Origin of the sequence: Kribbella sp. NPDC058245, assembly GCF_042882005.1 — a bacterium.
Taxonomy (GTDB): Bacteria; Actinomycetota; Actinomycetes; order Propionibacteriales; family Kribbellaceae; genus Kribbella.
This window is the reverse complement of sequence record NZ_JBHVWY010000006.1, coordinates 208,878-223,732: the sequence shown is the minus strand read 5'-3', so window position 1 is coordinate 223,732 and position 14,855 is coordinate 208,878. Positions and strand designations below refer to the sequence as shown.

General features: G+C 67.1%; 8 protein-coding genes. 3 read left to right on the top strand and 5 right to left on the bottom strand.

The window, feature by feature from the left end; genetic code table 11:
• Positions 1-666 precede the first annotated feature (666 nt).
• The 3 genes from ACFVWG_RS16085 to ACFVWG_RS16075 are packed head-to-tail and all read right to left on the bottom strand — an operon-like array spanning position 667 to position 3,164.
• On the bottom strand, positions 667-1,497 hold the full coding sequence (locus ACFVWG_RS16085) for a DUF72 domain-containing protein (RefSeq protein ID WP_391544053.1): 831 nt from the start codon (positions 1,495-1,497) through the stop codon (positions 667-669).
• 9 nt (positions 1,498-1,506) lie between these two features.
• Positions 1,507-2,586, bottom strand: a complete 1,080-nt coding sequence (locus tag ACFVWG_RS16080; RefSeq protein WP_132415544.1) for an inositol-3-phosphate synthase — start codon at positions 2,584-2,586, stop codon at positions 1,507-1,509.
• Complete coding sequence (locus tag ACFVWG_RS16075) at positions 2,583-3,164, bottom strand: helix-turn-helix transcriptional regulator (RefSeq protein WP_391544052.1); 582 nt, start codon at positions 3,162-3,164, stop codon at positions 2,583-2,585. The genes ACFVWG_RS16080 and ACFVWG_RS16075 overlap by 4 nt, the downstream gene beginning before the upstream one ends.
• A gap of 213 nt (positions 3,165-3,377) precedes the next feature.
• Here ACFVWG_RS16075 and ACFVWG_RS16070 point away from each other — a divergent pair, with 213 nt between their 5' ends.
• The gene (locus ACFVWG_RS16070; protein ID WP_391544051.1) at positions 3,378-4,868 is read left to right on the top strand and encodes a short-chain fatty acid transporter; all 1,491 of its coding nucleotides are present in this window, start codon (positions 3,378-3,380) and stop codon (positions 4,866-4,868) included.
• On the opposite strand, the gene ACFVWG_RS16065 is transcribed toward ACFVWG_RS16070, so the two are convergent.
• Positions 4,858-6,975 (bottom strand): family 43 glycosylhydrolase, encoded by a 2,118-nt coding sequence (locus ACFVWG_RS16065; protein WP_391544050.1) that lies wholly within the window; start codon positions 6,973-6,975, stop codon positions 4,858-4,860. The two genes, ACFVWG_RS16070 and ACFVWG_RS16065, sit on opposite strands and share 11 nt — an antisense overlap.
• Before the next feature lie 173 nt (positions 6,976-7,148).
• On the opposite strand from ACFVWG_RS16065, the gene ACFVWG_RS16060 reads away from it, so the two are divergent.
• Positions 7,149-9,365, top strand: a complete 2,217-nt coding sequence (locus ACFVWG_RS16060; protein ID WP_391544049.1) for a transglycosylase domain-containing protein — start codon at positions 7,149-7,151, stop codon at positions 9,363-9,365.
• Between the two features lie 112 nt (positions 9,366-9,477).
• Positions 9,478-10,575 carry a mannosyltransferase family protein gene (locus ACFVWG_RS16055; protein ID WP_391544048.1) on the top strand — a complete coding sequence of 366 codons (1,098 nt, stop codon included), beginning with the start codon at positions 9,478-9,480 and terminating at the stop codon, positions 10,573-10,575.
• Between the two features lie 219 nt (positions 10,576-10,794).
• Here ACFVWG_RS16055 and ACFVWG_RS16050 read toward each other — a convergent pair whose 3' ends face one another.
• Positions 10,795-14,670: a GH92 family glycosyl hydrolase gene (locus ACFVWG_RS16050; protein ID WP_391544047.1), complete on the bottom strand. Its 3,876-nt coding sequence runs from the start codon at positions 14,668-14,670 to the stop codon at positions 10,795-10,797.
• Between the last annotated feature and the right edge of the window lie 185 nt (positions 14,671-14,855).

The window sequence follows — 14,855 nt, the reverse complement described above, 5'->3', positions numbered from 1 at the left end:
TGCCGGCCATCCGGATCCGCTGGCCAACGCACCACGGGACGGGGCAACCCCAAGTCCGGCTGGTTAGCGGGTCGTGACAGCTGTCACCACCCCCGGCGCTAACGTCCGAACGTTCGCAGAGCCCGTCTCCAGCCGACCACGCGCTACAGGACTTCGAACGCCGTTTCGGGCGATTCACAGCGTCCGAAAACACGCCGACGTCGTACTGCGGCTGTTCGGACGTTAGCCACGGTCCGGCGCTAACGTCCGAACGTTCGGAGAGCCCGTCTCCGGTTCTTCGGACGTTGACTGTGGTGAGGCTGGTTGGGCGGGGTTTGTGGAGTGTGGCTGCCGGCTGGGGAGGTTGTCGCGTGATGTCTGCCTCAACCGGTTTGGGGAGAGTTTGCCCCGCCCGGAAGGCGATCTGGGGAGGATTCGCCCCCCGAATCGGTCGACTATCCTCCCCGGACGCCGGACGCCGGACGCCGGACGCCGGACGCCGGACGCCGGACGCCGGACGCGGCGCATGCTCCCCGAACCGGTTTGGGGAGGATTCCCGGTCACGGCCGAGAAGACGCCGTACCGGGCCTTCGGATCCGTCGGACGTCAGCGCGGCCGCGGGTTGGTTGACGGCCGTCCGGACGCACTGACTGGCCGGGCTTGGGGATAGCCATCGGACGCGCACTGTTAGAAGAGGGTGGGGGGTTCTGGGGAGATGGGCTCGGGGAGGGGAGGTAGGGCGGGGAGTCGGTTGCGGAGGGTGGTGTGGAAGAGGCGGGCCAGGTTGAGGGCCTCGGCGTTGTCGGGGGTGTGGAGGAAGATTGTGGGAGAGCGGCCCTCCACTAACCACGTGTGGACGAGGTCGGTGAGGTAGGACCAGCCTTCGACGGTTTCGTCGACTGAGTCGCGGCCGATGTAGCGGACGATCGGGAACGCGGTGAGGGCGGTGGCGCGGCGGGCGACGCGGGGTTTCTTCATCCAGGCGTCGCGTTCGGCGAGGCTGGTGGGGCGGCGGCCGAAGAGGGTGCCGGTGTCGAAGGGGACCCACTCGGCTCCGGCGCGGACCAGGATGTCTTCCAGTTGGTGCGCGGTGCGGGGGTCGTCGAAGAACGCGCGGTGACGGACCTCAACGGCGTACCGGTGTTCGCGGGGTGCGCCGCGCAGGAAGGCAGCGAGCGTGCCGAGATCGGTAGGGGCGAACGATGCCGGGAGCTGGATCCACAGCGCGTGGTTGCGGGAGCCGAGTGGCTCGACCGCGGCGGCGAAGGCGTGGAACTCGGTGGCGATGTTGCTGAGCCGGCGTTCGTGCGTGATGGTCTGCGGCAGCTTCACGACGAAGCGGAAGTCAGGTGGTGTCTGCGCGGCCCAGTTCTCGACCGAGGAACGGGAGGGCGTTGCGTAGAAGGTGGTGTTGCCCTCGACCGCGTTCACCCATGAGGCGTAGGAAGCGAGCTTGTCGCGGGAGGGTTGCGGCCACGCGGGGTGTGTCCATTGAGCACACCCCACGTGAAGCCGCATCGTTCAAATCTAGCGCTCGACCTCACCGCGGATGAACTTCTCCACCAGGTCGCGGCAGACGTCGTCGGCGTACTGCTCCGGCGGCGACTTCATGAAGTACGACGACGCGGACAGGATCGGGCCGCCGATGCCGCGGTCCTTGGCGATCTTCACCGCGCGGATCGCGTCGATGATGATGCCGGCCGAGTTCGGCGAGTCCCAGACCTCGAGCTTGTACTCCAGCGACAGCGGGACGTCGCCGAAGTTGCGGCCCTCGAGCCGGATGAAGGCCCACTTGCGGTCGTCCAGCCAGGCCACGTAGTCCGACGGGCCGATGTGCACGTTCCGCGGGTCGATGTCGTTGACCAGCTGCGAGGTGACGGACTGGGTCTTGCTGATCTTCTTGGACTCCAGCCGGTCGCGCTCCAGCATGTTCTTGAAGTCCATGTTGCCGCCGACGTTCAGCTGGTAGGTCCGGTCGACGGTGACGCCGCGGTCCTCGAACAGCTTGGCCAGCACGCGGTGCGTGATGGTGGCGCCGATCTGCGACTTGATGTCGTCGCCGACGATCGGGACACCCGCGGCGGTGAACTTGTCCGCCCACTCCTTGGTGCCGGCGATGAAGACGGGCAGCGCGTTGACGAACGCGACGTTCGCGTCGATGGCGCACTGGGCGTAGAACTTGGCCGCCTGCTCGGAACCGACCGGGAGGTAGCAGACCAGTACGTCGACCTGCGCCTCACGGAGGGCCGCGACGACGTCGACCGGGGCCGCGTCGGACTCGGTGATGGTCTCGCGGTAGTACTTGCCGAGACCGTCCAGGGTGTGACCGCGCTGCACGGTGATGCCGCTCGGCGGCACGTCGCAGATCTTGATCGTGTTGTTCTCGCTGGCGCCGATCGCGTCGGCGAGGTCCAGGCCGACCTTCTTGCCGTCGACGTCGAACGCGGCGACGAACTCGACGTCGCGGACGTGGTAGTCACCGAACTGGACGTGCATCAGACCGGGGACGCGCTCCTCCGGCTTGGCGTCACGGTAGTAGTGCACGCCCTGGACGAGCGAGCTGGCGCAGTTGCCGACGCCGACGATCGCTACCCGGATCGAGGTCATCTGGAATCTCCTTGGTCAGGCGGTGGGGGAAATTGGGAGGGTTGTTGCCGCCGCTCGCCGTCGATCAGCTCGTTCAGCCAGCGGACCTCGCGCTCGGCCGACTCCAGGCCGTGCCGTTGCAGCTCGAGGGTGTAGGCGTCGACCCGCTCCGCGGTCCGGCTCATCGCGGCCCGGAAGTTCGCCAGCCGCTCCTCCATCCGGGCGCGCCGGCCCTCGAGGATGCGCAGCCGGGTGGCCGGATCGGTCCGGCCGAAGAACGAGAAGCGGACGCCGAACGTGTCGTCCTCCCAGGCCGACGGACCCGCATCGTGCATGGCCTGCGCGAAGTGGTCCTTGCCGTCGGCCGTGATCGTGTAGACGATCTTCGGCCTGCGCCCGGACTCCGGCGTACCGGGGTCGGCGGTGATCAGGCCGTTGCGGAGCATCGCCTTCAAACCCGGGTAGAGCGATCCGAACGACAGCACGCGTCCCCAGCCGAACTGGGCGTTGACGCGCTTGCGGAGCTCGTAACCGTGCATCGGCGCTTCGTGCAGCAGACCGAGTACGGCGAGCTCAAGGACCCCGCTGCGGTTTCCCATGACCCACCTCCTCGATCCAGTTTGTCAGAACCTGATGTATCGGTTCGATACATCGTGTCGCCACTGTAAGCAGAGGTCCGAGCTGTGGACAACTCATGACAAAGGTCGGCTTTGTCACCTCCGCGGTGCGGCGCGCCCCACGGAAGCTGTTACGTCAGGCGCCGATCTGCGTTAATCGGTTGACACCCAGTCGTGAGCCAGGAGCACAGCGTCATGACCGAGCATGGAAAGCACGCGAAGCACGAGCACGAGCTCGAGGACGAGAGCCGACTGGCGCGGGTGGCGCTGCGGTTCACCGCGTTCACCGAGAAGTGGTTGCCGGACGCATTCGGGTTCGTGCTGGTCGGCACGTTCGTGGTGCTGTTGTTCGGGCTCGTCACCGGCGAGCCGCTGCTGAAACGGCCGGACGATCCGGCGGCGACCAAGGGCTTCGGGCTGGTCGATGCCTGGGGCATCGGGTTCTGGAGCCTGATCACGTTCACGCTGCAGATGGCGATGATCATCATCGGCGGGTACGCCGTCGCTACCAGCGGCCCGATCGCCCGATTGATCACGCGGTTGGCGCGGATCCCGAAGAACCCACGGAGTGCGGTCGCGTTCGTGGCGGCGGTCGCGATGCTGGCGTCGTACCTGAACTGGGCTTTCAGCCTGATCTTCGCCGCCATCCTGGCGCGTGAGGTGGCGCGGAACGTGCCGAAGGCGGATTACCGAGCGCTGGGGGCGATGGCGTTCCTGGGGCTGGGGACGGTGTGGGCGCAGGGGCTGTCGGGCTCGGCTGCGCTACAGGTCGCGAGCGCGAGCAGCAGCCCGGCGCCAGTGCAGGAGGTCATCAAGGCCGGTGGTCGGGCGTCGGGGCTGATCCCGTTGAGCGACACGATCTTCACCTGGCAGGCGTTGGTTGCGACGCTCATTGTGTACGTCGTTGGTGTGGTGATGGCGTGGTTCATCGCACCGGGCGAGGGGAGTTCGCGGACGGCGGAGCAGTTGGGGATCGAGCTCAAACCGCTCATCGGGCGCGGATCGGCGTACAACGGTCAAAGAGAAGCGAGTGAGAAGCGTCGGCCGGGTGACTGGCTCGAGCACTCACCGCTGTTCAGTCTGCTGGTGGTGCTGCTCGGGGCGATGTATCTGGTGCGGTACTTCGACGGCAAGAGCTTCTTCAGTGCGCTGGACCTCAACACCGTCAACCTGATCCTGTTTCTGCTCGCTCTGCTGCTGCACTGGCGTCCGTGGCGGATGGCCCGGGCGGTGCGGGACGGCGCGCCAGCGGCGGCCGGCGTACTGCTGCAGTTTCCCTTGTACGGCGGGATCTTCGGCATGATCGCCTATACCGGCATCTCGGCGCGGTTGGCGGGCTGGTTGGTGCAGGCGAGTAGCCAGTTCCTGTTTGCACCGCTGGTGGCGATCTACTCGTGCATCCTGGGCATCTTTGTGCCGAGTGGTGGCAGCAAGTGGGTGATCGAGGCGCCGTATGTGTTGCAGGCGGCCAATGCGCTCAACGTGGACGCTGGGTGGATGGTCATCGTGTACGACCTCGGTGAGGCGAGTGCGAATCTGCTGCAGCCGTTCTGGATGCTGCCCACGCTGGCGATTCTGGGACTGAAGGCGCGCGACATCATGGGGTACACGTTCACGATGTTCCTGGCGTGCTTCCCCGCTGCACTGATTGCTGTGACCTTCCTGGCGCCGCACATCACCGGGTGACGCGGAAGTAGTCGAACTGCGCAGTCGCCTTGCCGTACTGGGCTTCTGTCGCTGCCGACGAGCCCTGGGAGACCAGTCCGATGCGTGGGGTGGAGTTGGCGGGCAGAGTCCAGGCGGCGCCCCAGACCCAGTGTTTGCCGTCGGTGCTGGAGGCCGCGCGGTAGCGGTGCTCACCAGTCGCCGGTACGACGTCATGCGCGAGCCGGAGCCAGGTCGTCGCAGCGGGTGCGCCGATCATCGCGCCGCCGAAGGTGACGTTGGACGGTGCACCGATCGGCTGGAACCGCATGCGCTTGCCGAACTCCACGAAGCGTCCGGTGCCACCGGCGACGTGGTCGAGGCGCATCCAGTTCTCGTCGTCGACGTACACGAGCAGACCGGCCTGCTGGTAGTTGCGGATGGTGTCGGTGCCGACGTCGAGGTGCAGCTTGGTCTCTACGACGAAGTTGCCTGCTGGCTGGTCGCGGAGGAGCAGTGCGGCCTTGCTGGCGGTCGCGTTGTCGGTCAGGTCGTTCGTCTCGGTCGGCCACCGCAGACTGCCGTCGGCAACAGTCGTGTCGGGACTGGTGTTGCGCCACGTCCACCCAGGGTTCAGGCCGTGCGTGAAGTCATCCGAGTACGCCGGATCTACGCGGCCGACCCCTGGTGTCGGAGCCGGTCGAGTGGCAGGCGTGTAGAGCGGTGCGACGGAGAAGTTGCCCGCATCCCCAATCGGTACGGCGCGTTGGCCGCGAGCACGCGTGGGGAGCGTGAGCGTGGCGAGCGGGTCGCCCAACCGGTCCTCGCTGAACTCAGCAGTTGCCCGATCGCCTCGAAGCTCCAGCGAGATCGTCCCAGGCACATCGAGCGGAACACGCACACTGCGCGTGCCTCGGTCAGTAGTAAGGCGAAGGAACCCGTGGTCCACGACAGCCCGCACCCGCCCGTCCCGAGCCGACACGCCCTGGGCAGCCCGCGCTGGCTGTACGTCGGCCTCGAGCCGCAGGTTGGCGGAGGGAGCGCTCGGCGCTGAGGTGGTGGCTGGTGACGTCTTGCTGGACTCGGTGGGGCCGGTGCCGGCGTTGACTGTGGGCCAGCCGTCGATCCAGTCGAGGCGGTCTAGGAGCATGGGGCGGAGGAGCCAGCCGTTGGAGTTCGTGACGTAGGGGTCGGTGCGGTCTACGGCGTGGTAGGCGAACCATTGCTGGCCGCTGAGGTCCGTCACGACCGCGGAGTGGCCGGTTCCTACCCAGCGGTTGCCGTTGGCGGCCAGGACGGGGGTGCCGCCTGTGCGGGAGGCGTTGAGGTTGTTGCCTTCGCGGTCGGTGAAGGGGCCGAGGGGACTGCGGGAGCGGCCGGCGAAGACGGCGTAGCCGGTGGTGGGGCCGGCGCAGCAGTTCGCGGAGGAGCCGAACAAGTAGTAATAGCCGTCGTGTTTGACGACGTACGGGCCTTCGAAGCGGTCGCGGGCGACGTTGGTCACTGCTCCTACGGTTCGGAGGCCGTCGGGGGTGAGGCGGACGGCGTGGATGCCGCCGTTGTAGCTGCCCCAGTACAGGTAACGCGTGCCGTCGGAGTCGGTGAACTCGGCCGGATCGATGGTCCACTCGAATCCACCGTCGGCGGCGGGCCGGGGCGCGACCACGGGTGCACCGGAATCGGTCCAGGGTCCGGAGGGTGTCGGTGCGGTGGCGGCGCCGATGGCGTAGTCCCAGTTGTCCGGCGTGGTGGTCGTGTTGTGCACGGTGAAATAGAGGACATACCGACCATCGACGTACCGGATATCGGGCGCCCAGAAGCCGCTGGTCGGGTCTGCCCAGGTGGGCCGGTTGGTGTCGTTGAAGACCGAGCCAACCTTCTCCCAGTGTGTTAGGTCACGGGAGCGGGCGATCTTGTACCCGTCTCCGTCGTGCCCGTCCTTCGCGTAGGGACCGCCGGTCGAGTACGCGTACCACCAGCCGTCGCGCCCCTTGATCAGCGCCGGATCCGGGAAGTCGGCCGAGTACCCCGCCGTCACCGGGTTCGCGAAACCCGCCCGAGCGGGCCGCTCGGCGTACGCCGACGCGGTCAGGAGTACCGAAAGGGACACGATCGCGGCGATCAGCCGCCGTACCGGACGCGCTCGCATGCTGCCACGGAAACCGATTCCCGCCGCGGTGTAAAGATCCGGTCCAGACAGCTGTGGACCAGTTCGCCCCCGAACCCCGGAGTTGGTACCCTCCGGAGCGGATTCGGGCCCGTTACCACACCCGCCGTAGTCTGTGGGGCAATGACTTCCGCGAGATCGTCGAGGATTGCACTGTGAGTGAAGCTCGTAGAAAGGCCGCTCCGCCGCGCCGGCACAAGCGACACTGGGCGCTCCGGGTGCTGGGCTGGCTCCTCGCTCTGGGGTTCCTCGGCATCATCGCCGGTACCGCAGCGTTCTTCATCATCTACCAGCAGACCGAGATCCCGGACGTCAACAAGGAGTTCCAGGCCAACACCAGCACGGTGACCTGGAGCAACGGCGTCACGATGGGCACGTTCTACGAGCAGAACCGGACCTCGGTTCCGTTGAGGCAGATCCCGAAGCGGGTCCAGGACGCCGTACTGGCAGCCGAGGACCGGACGTTCTGGACCAACCCCGGCATCTCCCCGCAGGGCATGGCCCGCGCCGCGTTCAACATCGCCCGCGGTGAGCAGTTGCAGGGTGGGTCGACGATCACCCAGCAGTACGTGAAGATCATGTACCTGAACCAGAACCGGACGGCGACCCGGAAGTTCAAGGAACTGTTCATCGCCACGAAGCTCAGCCGCCAGCAGGACAAGAGCAAGACCCTCGAGGGTTACCTCAACACGATCTACTTCGGTGAAGGTGCCTACGGCATCTCGGCCGCGGGACAGGCGTACTTCCAGGAGCCCGATCCGGCCAAGCTGACGGTCCAGCAGGCCGCGTTCCTGGCCACGGTCCTGAACAACCCGACGCTGTTCGACATCGACAAGAAGTCGAACCACCAGCGGATCATCGAGCGCTACCGCTACGTCCTCGACGGGATGAAGCTGAGCGGCACGATCACCGAGGCCCAGGAGACGCAGTACGCCAAGGCCTTGCCGAAGATGAACAAGCCGAAGAAGAACAACAAGTACAAGGGTCCGTCCGGCTTCCTGCTCGACATGGTGAAGAAGGAACTGCAGCGCCGCGGGTACTCCGAGAACGACATCACCGGTGGCGGATTCAAGGTCGTCACCACCTTCGACAAGGACCTGCAGTTGAAGATGGTCGCGGCCGCCGAGACCAAGGTGCCGAAGAAGAAGGACAACCTGCACATCGGGATGGCGTCGGTGCGGCCCGGCACCGGACAGTTGGTGGCGATGTACGGCGGTCCGGACTTCCTGAAGAGCCAGTTGAACTGGGCAACGTCCAAGGCCCGGCCCGGATCGTCGTTCAAGCCGTTCGCGGTCGCCGCGGCGCTGAAGGACAACTGGGATCTGACCGAGGACTTGCAGGGTGACAGCCCGATCCGGATCCAGGGGCAGGAACTCAACAACGAGTTCAACCACGACTACGGCCCGGTCAACCTGAAGTACGCGACCCAGGAGTCGATCAACACCGCCTTCTACGACCTGATCGACAACCAGCTGGGCGACGACGGCCCGGCCAAGCTGGTGAACGCAGCCGAGGCGGCCGGCATCCCCAAGACGACGGCGCTCGAGAACGGCCGCAACAACCCGTCGACCGTGCTCGGCCCGGACCCGTACGCCTCACCGGTCGACATGGCGAACGCCTACGCCACCTTCGCCGCCGAGGGCAAGCAGGTCGAGCTGCACACGATCAAGACCATCACCGACCACAACGGCAAGGTGGTCTTCTCGGACAGCAGTCTGAAGAAGAACGATGCCTTCGATCCGGAGATCGCCCGGACGGTCAACAACATCCTGCAGAACGTCGTCGACAAGGGCACCGGTGAGGGCGCCCAGGCGCTCGACCGCCCGGTGGCCGGTAAGACCGGTACCGCTGGTGGTGTCGCCGTTGAGCACCGCGCGGCGGACAAGAAATGCGACGGCTGTAAAGCAGGCACCGACACCCTGACCTCGTGGTGGACCGGGTACACGCCGCAGCTCTCGACCTCAGTGCTCTATCGGGCGGGCAAGACGGGTGAGGGCGATCTCGACCCGTATTCGAAGGATGAGGCGTTCTTCGGTGGCAACTGGCCGCTGCAGACCTGGCTCGCCTATATGAAGCCGGCCCTCGCGGCGCAGGACCCCACGGAGTTCGTCGAGCCGCAGGACGACGACGGCCTCAAGGACCCCGTGCCGACGAAGACGCCGACGAGCACCCCGAGCAGTACGCCGACCAACACGCCGAGCGGCCCGACGACCACGCCGACGCCGACCAGCACTCCGACCAGTACGCCGACGAACACGCCGAGCGGTCCGACGAAGCCGACGAAGCCGACCAAGACCCCGGGCTGGCCGACCATCACCCCACCGGGTAGCGACCCGGGTGCGTCGGAGAAGCCCGGCGGCGGTGGTCAGTAGCCCAGCCGCCCCGCCCCCGGAACCGTCCCCGCCCGCCGTTGAGGCGCGCCCGGGGCGTGCGCGGCGGGCCAGGGTGGACGGGGTCGGGCTGCGCCGGTGGTTGCCGGCGGCGATGACGCGGGAGGTCCTCGGGTGGTGGCTTGTCACCCGGGTGGGGCTGTTCGTGCTGTCCGTCTCGGCGCCACTGCTCTTCAACCGCGGGAGCGACTACCCGAACGTCTGGCGCGCCTGGGTGCAGTGGGACGTCTGGCACCTGAAGGCACTCGCGGAGTACGGCTACACCCACGGTGAGCCGTCACAGGCGCCACTCGCGGCGTTCTTCCCCGGGTTCCCGCTCCTGGTCCACATCGTCCAGTGGTCCGGCATCGGGTACTTCGGTGCCGGCATCTTCGTCTCGGCGGTGGCCAGTGCGATCGCCGGCGTCTACCTGGCCCGGCTCGCGCAGTACGAGTTCCCGGAGCTGAAGGGCCTCGGGCCGAATGCGGCCGTGGTCTGGTTCGGTGCTCCGGTCGGCGTCTTCCTCGCGGCCGGGTACACCGAGTCGCTGTTCTGCGCCTTCGCCTTCCCCGCGTGGCTGGCCGCGCGGCAGGGCCGCTGGGCCCGGGCCGCCGTCTTCGTCGCGCTGGCCGCGACGGTCCGGGTCTCCGGGATCTTCCTGGCCTTCGCACTGGTGGTCGAGTTCCTCACGTCGAAGAAGCGCGACTGGCCGTCGGCTCCGTGGCTGCTGCTGCCCGCCGTACCGGTGCTCGGCTTCATGGCCTACCTGAAGGAGGTCTACGGCTCGTGGTTCGCCTGGCAGCAGGCGCAGGAGAAGGGGTGGCAGCGGGAGTTCACCTGGCCGTGGACCGCGCTCTCGCACACCTTCGACGCCGCGTCGACCGGCTATTTCTCCGGGGACCGCAGCGACTGGACCTGGATGTTCCGGGCCGAGCTCGTCGCGCTGGTGGTCGGTCTGATCGTGCTCGGCTGGCTGCTCTGGCGCCGTTCGTGGGGTGAGGCCGCCTGGATCGCAGCCACGGTCGGCGCCTTCTGTACGTCGTACTGGGTCTACTCGCTGACCCGGGCCACCCTGCTGTGGTGGCCGCTGTGGATCGGCCTGGCCGTCGCCGTACACCGGCACCGCTGGCTCGGGCGGCTCTACCTTTCGGTGGCGATCCCACTGGCCGCGATCTGGGCGGCCGCCTACTTCACCGGCCGCTGGGCCGGGTGACTTTGTCCGCCATGTGGACTCTTTGAACTGAAAGGCAACCCCTCGCCGATCTCGGCCGTCGATAGGGGTGAAGGGGTGGCAGTCCGGGCGGGGACCGCCACCCCTCCTCACTTTCCGGCGGAACCTCTCAGGGGCAGGCTCCGCCGGGTGGACCACAACGGGCGGCGACCGGATTCCGGTCGCCGCCCGAGGTCTGTTCAACCCTGCTGACGTTCGGGATCAGCCGTAGTTGCGGTCGATCGGCTGTGACGGGGTCGGGCTCGGCCGGGTCTCCGCGATCCGCTGGTCACTCGGATGCGTGCCGGTCTCGATCCCCTTCAGCGTGCCGAGCAGTTCGAACTCGGCCAGCGTCACTCCGTCGGTCCCGGCGGGCGTCAGCACCAGCCGGTACTGCGTGTAGGCCTTCGGCGACGCGACACTGAAGGACCGCGTGTACGACGTCCACGGCCAGGTGACCCCGGTCCGTTTGTCGACGGTGTTCCACGTGGTCCCGTCGTTCGATCCCTCGAGCGTCCAGCCGGACGGCGCCGTACCGGTGGTGCCGTTGGTCAGCGTGTACATGCCGACCGGGCGACCCTGCTGAAGGGCGACCGTCACGGTGGGCTTGTCACCGGTAAGGGTGACCTGGGTCTTGGCGTTGTTGTCGGTCAGCGCGGTCACATCCGCCGAGCCGGTGACAACCGCACCCTCGTCCGAGGTGGAGTCCCGCCAGGTGCTCGGGTCCTGGCCGGGGGTGGTGATCGACGGCGGGGCGTCGTTGCGGCCGGTACCCCAGTTCGACGGCTTGTCCGTCATCTCGAACTCGATCTGGCCGCCGCCCGCGATCAGGGCGTGCGGCAGGTTCGTCGACGTCCACTTCTTGCCGTTGATCCGGACGCTCTTCACGTAGACGTTCTTCGTGCTGTTGTTCGGTGCGCTGACCACCAGCTTCTTACCGCCCGGCAGCCGGACGGTCGCCTTCTTGAACAGCGGCGAACCGATCGCGTACGTCGGCGATCCCACCTGCAGCGGGTAGAAGCCGAGCGCGCTGAACAGGTACCAGGCGGACATCTCACCGTTGTCCTCGTCACCCGGGTACCCCTGGCCGATCTCCGAGCCCAGGTAGAGCCGCGACACGGCCTCGCGGACGAGGGCCTGCGTCTTCCACGGCTGACCGGCGAAGTCGTACATGTAGGTCAGATGGTGCGACGGCTGGTTGCTGTGACCGTACTGACCCATCCGGACGTCGCGAGCCTCGAGCATCTCGTGGATCGTGCCGCCGTATCCGCCGGTGTGCAGCGCGTCCTCCGGCGTCGAGAAGAACTCGTCGAGCTTCTTGGCCAGCCCGTCGCGGCCGCCGTACAGGGCTGCGATGCCGGCGCCGTCCTGCGGTGCGGAGAACGCCATGTTCCACGCGTTGGTCTCGGTGTAGTCGTTGCCCCAGTCGCGCGGGTCGAACTGCGCCGGCGACGTGCCCCAGACCCCGTCCGGAGCCTTGCCCTGGAAGAAGCCCAGCGTCGGGTCGAACAGCGTGACGTAGTTGCGGGCCCGGTTCAGGAAGTACTTGTAGTTGTCCAGGTACTCCTGCTTGCGCGGGTCGCTCTTCTTCGCCTTGTCGTACAAGGACTTCGACATGTTCGCGATACCGAAGTCGTTGATGTAGCCGTCCATCGACCAGCTGTAGCCCTCACCGGTGGTGTTGGCCGTGTAGCCGTTGAACGTCGACAGGTCCATGCCCTTGCGGCCGACGTTCTCCGTCGGCGGTACGACGGTCGCGTTCTTCACCGCGGCGTCGTACATGGCCTGGACGTCGATGCCCTTGATCCCCTTCAGGTAGGCGTCGGCGAAGGCCACGTCGGACGACGTACCGACCATCAGGTTGGCGTAGCCCGGCGAGGACCAGCGGGAGATCCAGCCGCCGTCCTTGTACTGCTGGACGAACCCGTTGACCAGGTCGGCCGCCTCGTCCTGTGCGAACAGCGAGTACGCCGGCCACACCGTGCGGTAGGTGTCCCAGAATCCGTTGTTCACAAAGGTCTGACCGGCCACGATCTTCGAGCCGGTCGTGGTCGGAGTGTCCGCGCCGACCTTCGGCGAGGTCGGTGAGGCGTAGGTGATGACCGGCTTGGACTTGGTGCCGGTGTTCTCCGAGCCGTTGTTCGGGTAGAGGAACAGGCGGTACAGGTTCGAGTACAGCGTGGTCAGCTGGTCCGCGGTGGCACCCTCGACCTCGATCGTGCGCAGCTTGGCGTCCCACAGGTTCTGGGCCGCGTCCTTGACGTGGGCGAACTTCGACCCGGCCGGCAGCTCCATTTCAAGGCTCTTGCGAGCCTGTTCGGTACTGATCAGCGAGGTCGCCAGCCGCAGCTGCACCTGGGTGACCTTGGGGTCGAAGCCGAAGTAGCCGCCGACGTTCGCACCGCCGCCGTTCGACAGCTTGCCGGAGGCAACGACCTTCTGGTCGACGACGCCGTACACGAACAGCCGGCCGGCGCCGGTCGACAGCCCGCTCTTCACGTCGCTGAAGCCGGTGACGACACCCGTCTCCGGGTCGAGCGTCAGGCCGCCCTCGTTGGTCACGTTGTCGAAGACCAGCGACGCGCCGCCCTTCGGGAAGCTGAACCGCAGCATCGCCGCATGGTCGGTCGGCGCAATCTCCGCGGCGTTCCCGTTGTCGAACTCGACGCCGTAGTAGTACGGCCGGGCGACCTCGTTGTCGTGGCTGAACGTCCACGCCCGGTCGGCCCGGTTCGCGGTCGGGGTGGCCGCGGTCGACGGCATCACCTGGAAGGTCTGCCGGTCACCCATCCACGGGCTGGGCTCGTGGCTGATCGAGAGCGCCTGCAGTGACGGCCGGTTCTCGGCGTCGTTCGCCTTGGCGTAGTCGTACAGCCAGGAGCGGGAGCCGGCGTTCGTGACCGGGGTCCAGAAGTTGAAACCGTGCGGTACGGCGGTCGCCGGGAAGTTGTTGCCCCGCGAGAACCCGCCGGTCGCGTTGGTGCCACGCGTGGTCAGCGCCAGATCGGACGGGTGCGAGGCCGCCGTACGGGCAGCTGCGGAGTCTGGGTTGATCGCGGCCGCGATCCGGATGTCGTCCACCCAGCCGCGGAAGTCGGCGGGGCCGCTCGGCTTGTCGTAGCCGATCAGGATCCGCTTGATGGTCTTGCCTGCCGCGACCTTGCCGAGGTCGGCCTCGATGTTGTCCCACTGGTTCGTGGACAGCGCCTTGGAGTCACCCTGGCCACGCGGGCTGAGCCCGAAGCCGTGGTTGTCCTTCGCCTTCAGGTCGCTCAGGTACGTCCCGTCCGAGAACAGCAGGTCCATCGCGGCGTACGTGCTCGGGTAGCTGAGGTCACCGTCGATGAACTCGGGGAAGATCTTGTACGACAGCCGGGTGTCCCGGCCGACCTTCAGATCGACGTCCGAGATCTTGTTCCAGGTGTAGCCCCGGCCGGTAGCGGTCTGGTGCCCGGCGTACCGGAACGACTTGACGCCGGTGAAGCCGACCCGGGCGCGGGCGTTGTAGGCGCTCGTCGGGCCCGAGTCCAGGCGCGACTCGGCGACCGGACCCGGAGGCGGCAGCGGGGCGCCGTTCGACAGGTACCAGTCGGCGAGCTGGACGATGTCCTCGCCGTGGTTGAGCGTGACGTCGAACTTGAAGAACTTGTACGCCGTCTCGTTCGCGAAACTGTATTCCTTGGTCTGGAACCGGTTCTCGAAGCTCTGACCGGTCTGGGTGTCGAGCACGGTCCAGTCGGTGCCGTTGTTCGAGCCCTGGACGGTCCAGTTCTGCGGGTCGCGACCGTCGGCGTCGTTGGCCGAGGTCAGCGCGTATTTCCGGATCACGACCGGGGCCGAGGTCTCGTAGTTCAGCCAGCCGGTCTTGGTGAAGACCAGCCACTTGGTGAACTTGTCCCCGTCGGCGGCGTTGGAGGCGATCTCGCCGCCGCCGGTGTTCTCACCGCTCGCGGTGACCTTGGTGACCTTGTCCATCTCGCTGCCGCCGACGCCGGTCGGCGTCGGGCCCTGGACCCCGTCCGCCCGCTCGGCGGTGTCGGTGTATCCCGGCTGCGGCTGCCCGGACTCGAAGGACGTGAAGAACGAGGCCCCGCTCACCACGGGCTCGTTGTGACTGGCCGAAGTGCTCGGTGGGACGGCATGCGCTGACGTCATAGCAGGTGACATTGTCACAACTAACCCGAGCGACGCGACGACCCCTAACGGGCGGCGGAGATTCATCCACGCTCCTTGCACGGCCGGACCGGCGCGCCAGCCTGAGCTGCCGTGCCGGAGGTTTTACG

Coding starts and splice junctions, on each gene's coding strand:
- ACFVWG_RS16055 (WP_391544048.1), top strand. CDS start 9,478: ATGACGCGGGAGGTCCTCGGGTGGTGGCTTGTCACCCGGGTGGGGCTG.
- ACFVWG_RS16075 (WP_391544052.1), bottom strand. CDS start 3,164: ATGGGAAACCGCAGCGGGGTCCTTGAGCTCGCCGTACTCGGTCTGCTG.
- ACFVWG_RS16070 (WP_391544051.1), top strand. CDS start 3,378: ATGACCGAGCATGGAAAGCACGCGAAGCACGAGCACGAGCTCGAGGAC.
- ACFVWG_RS16080 (WP_132415544.1), bottom strand. CDS start 2,586: ATGACCTCGATCCGGGTAGCGATCGTCGGCGTCGGCAACTGCGCCAGC.
- ACFVWG_RS16085 (WP_391544053.1), bottom strand. CDS start 1,497: ATGCGGCTTCACGTGGGGTGTGCTCAATGGACACACCCCGCGTGGCCG.
- ACFVWG_RS16065 (WP_391544050.1), bottom strand. CDS start 6,975: ATGCGAGCGCGTCCGGTACGGCGGCTGATCGCCGCGATCGTGTCCCTT.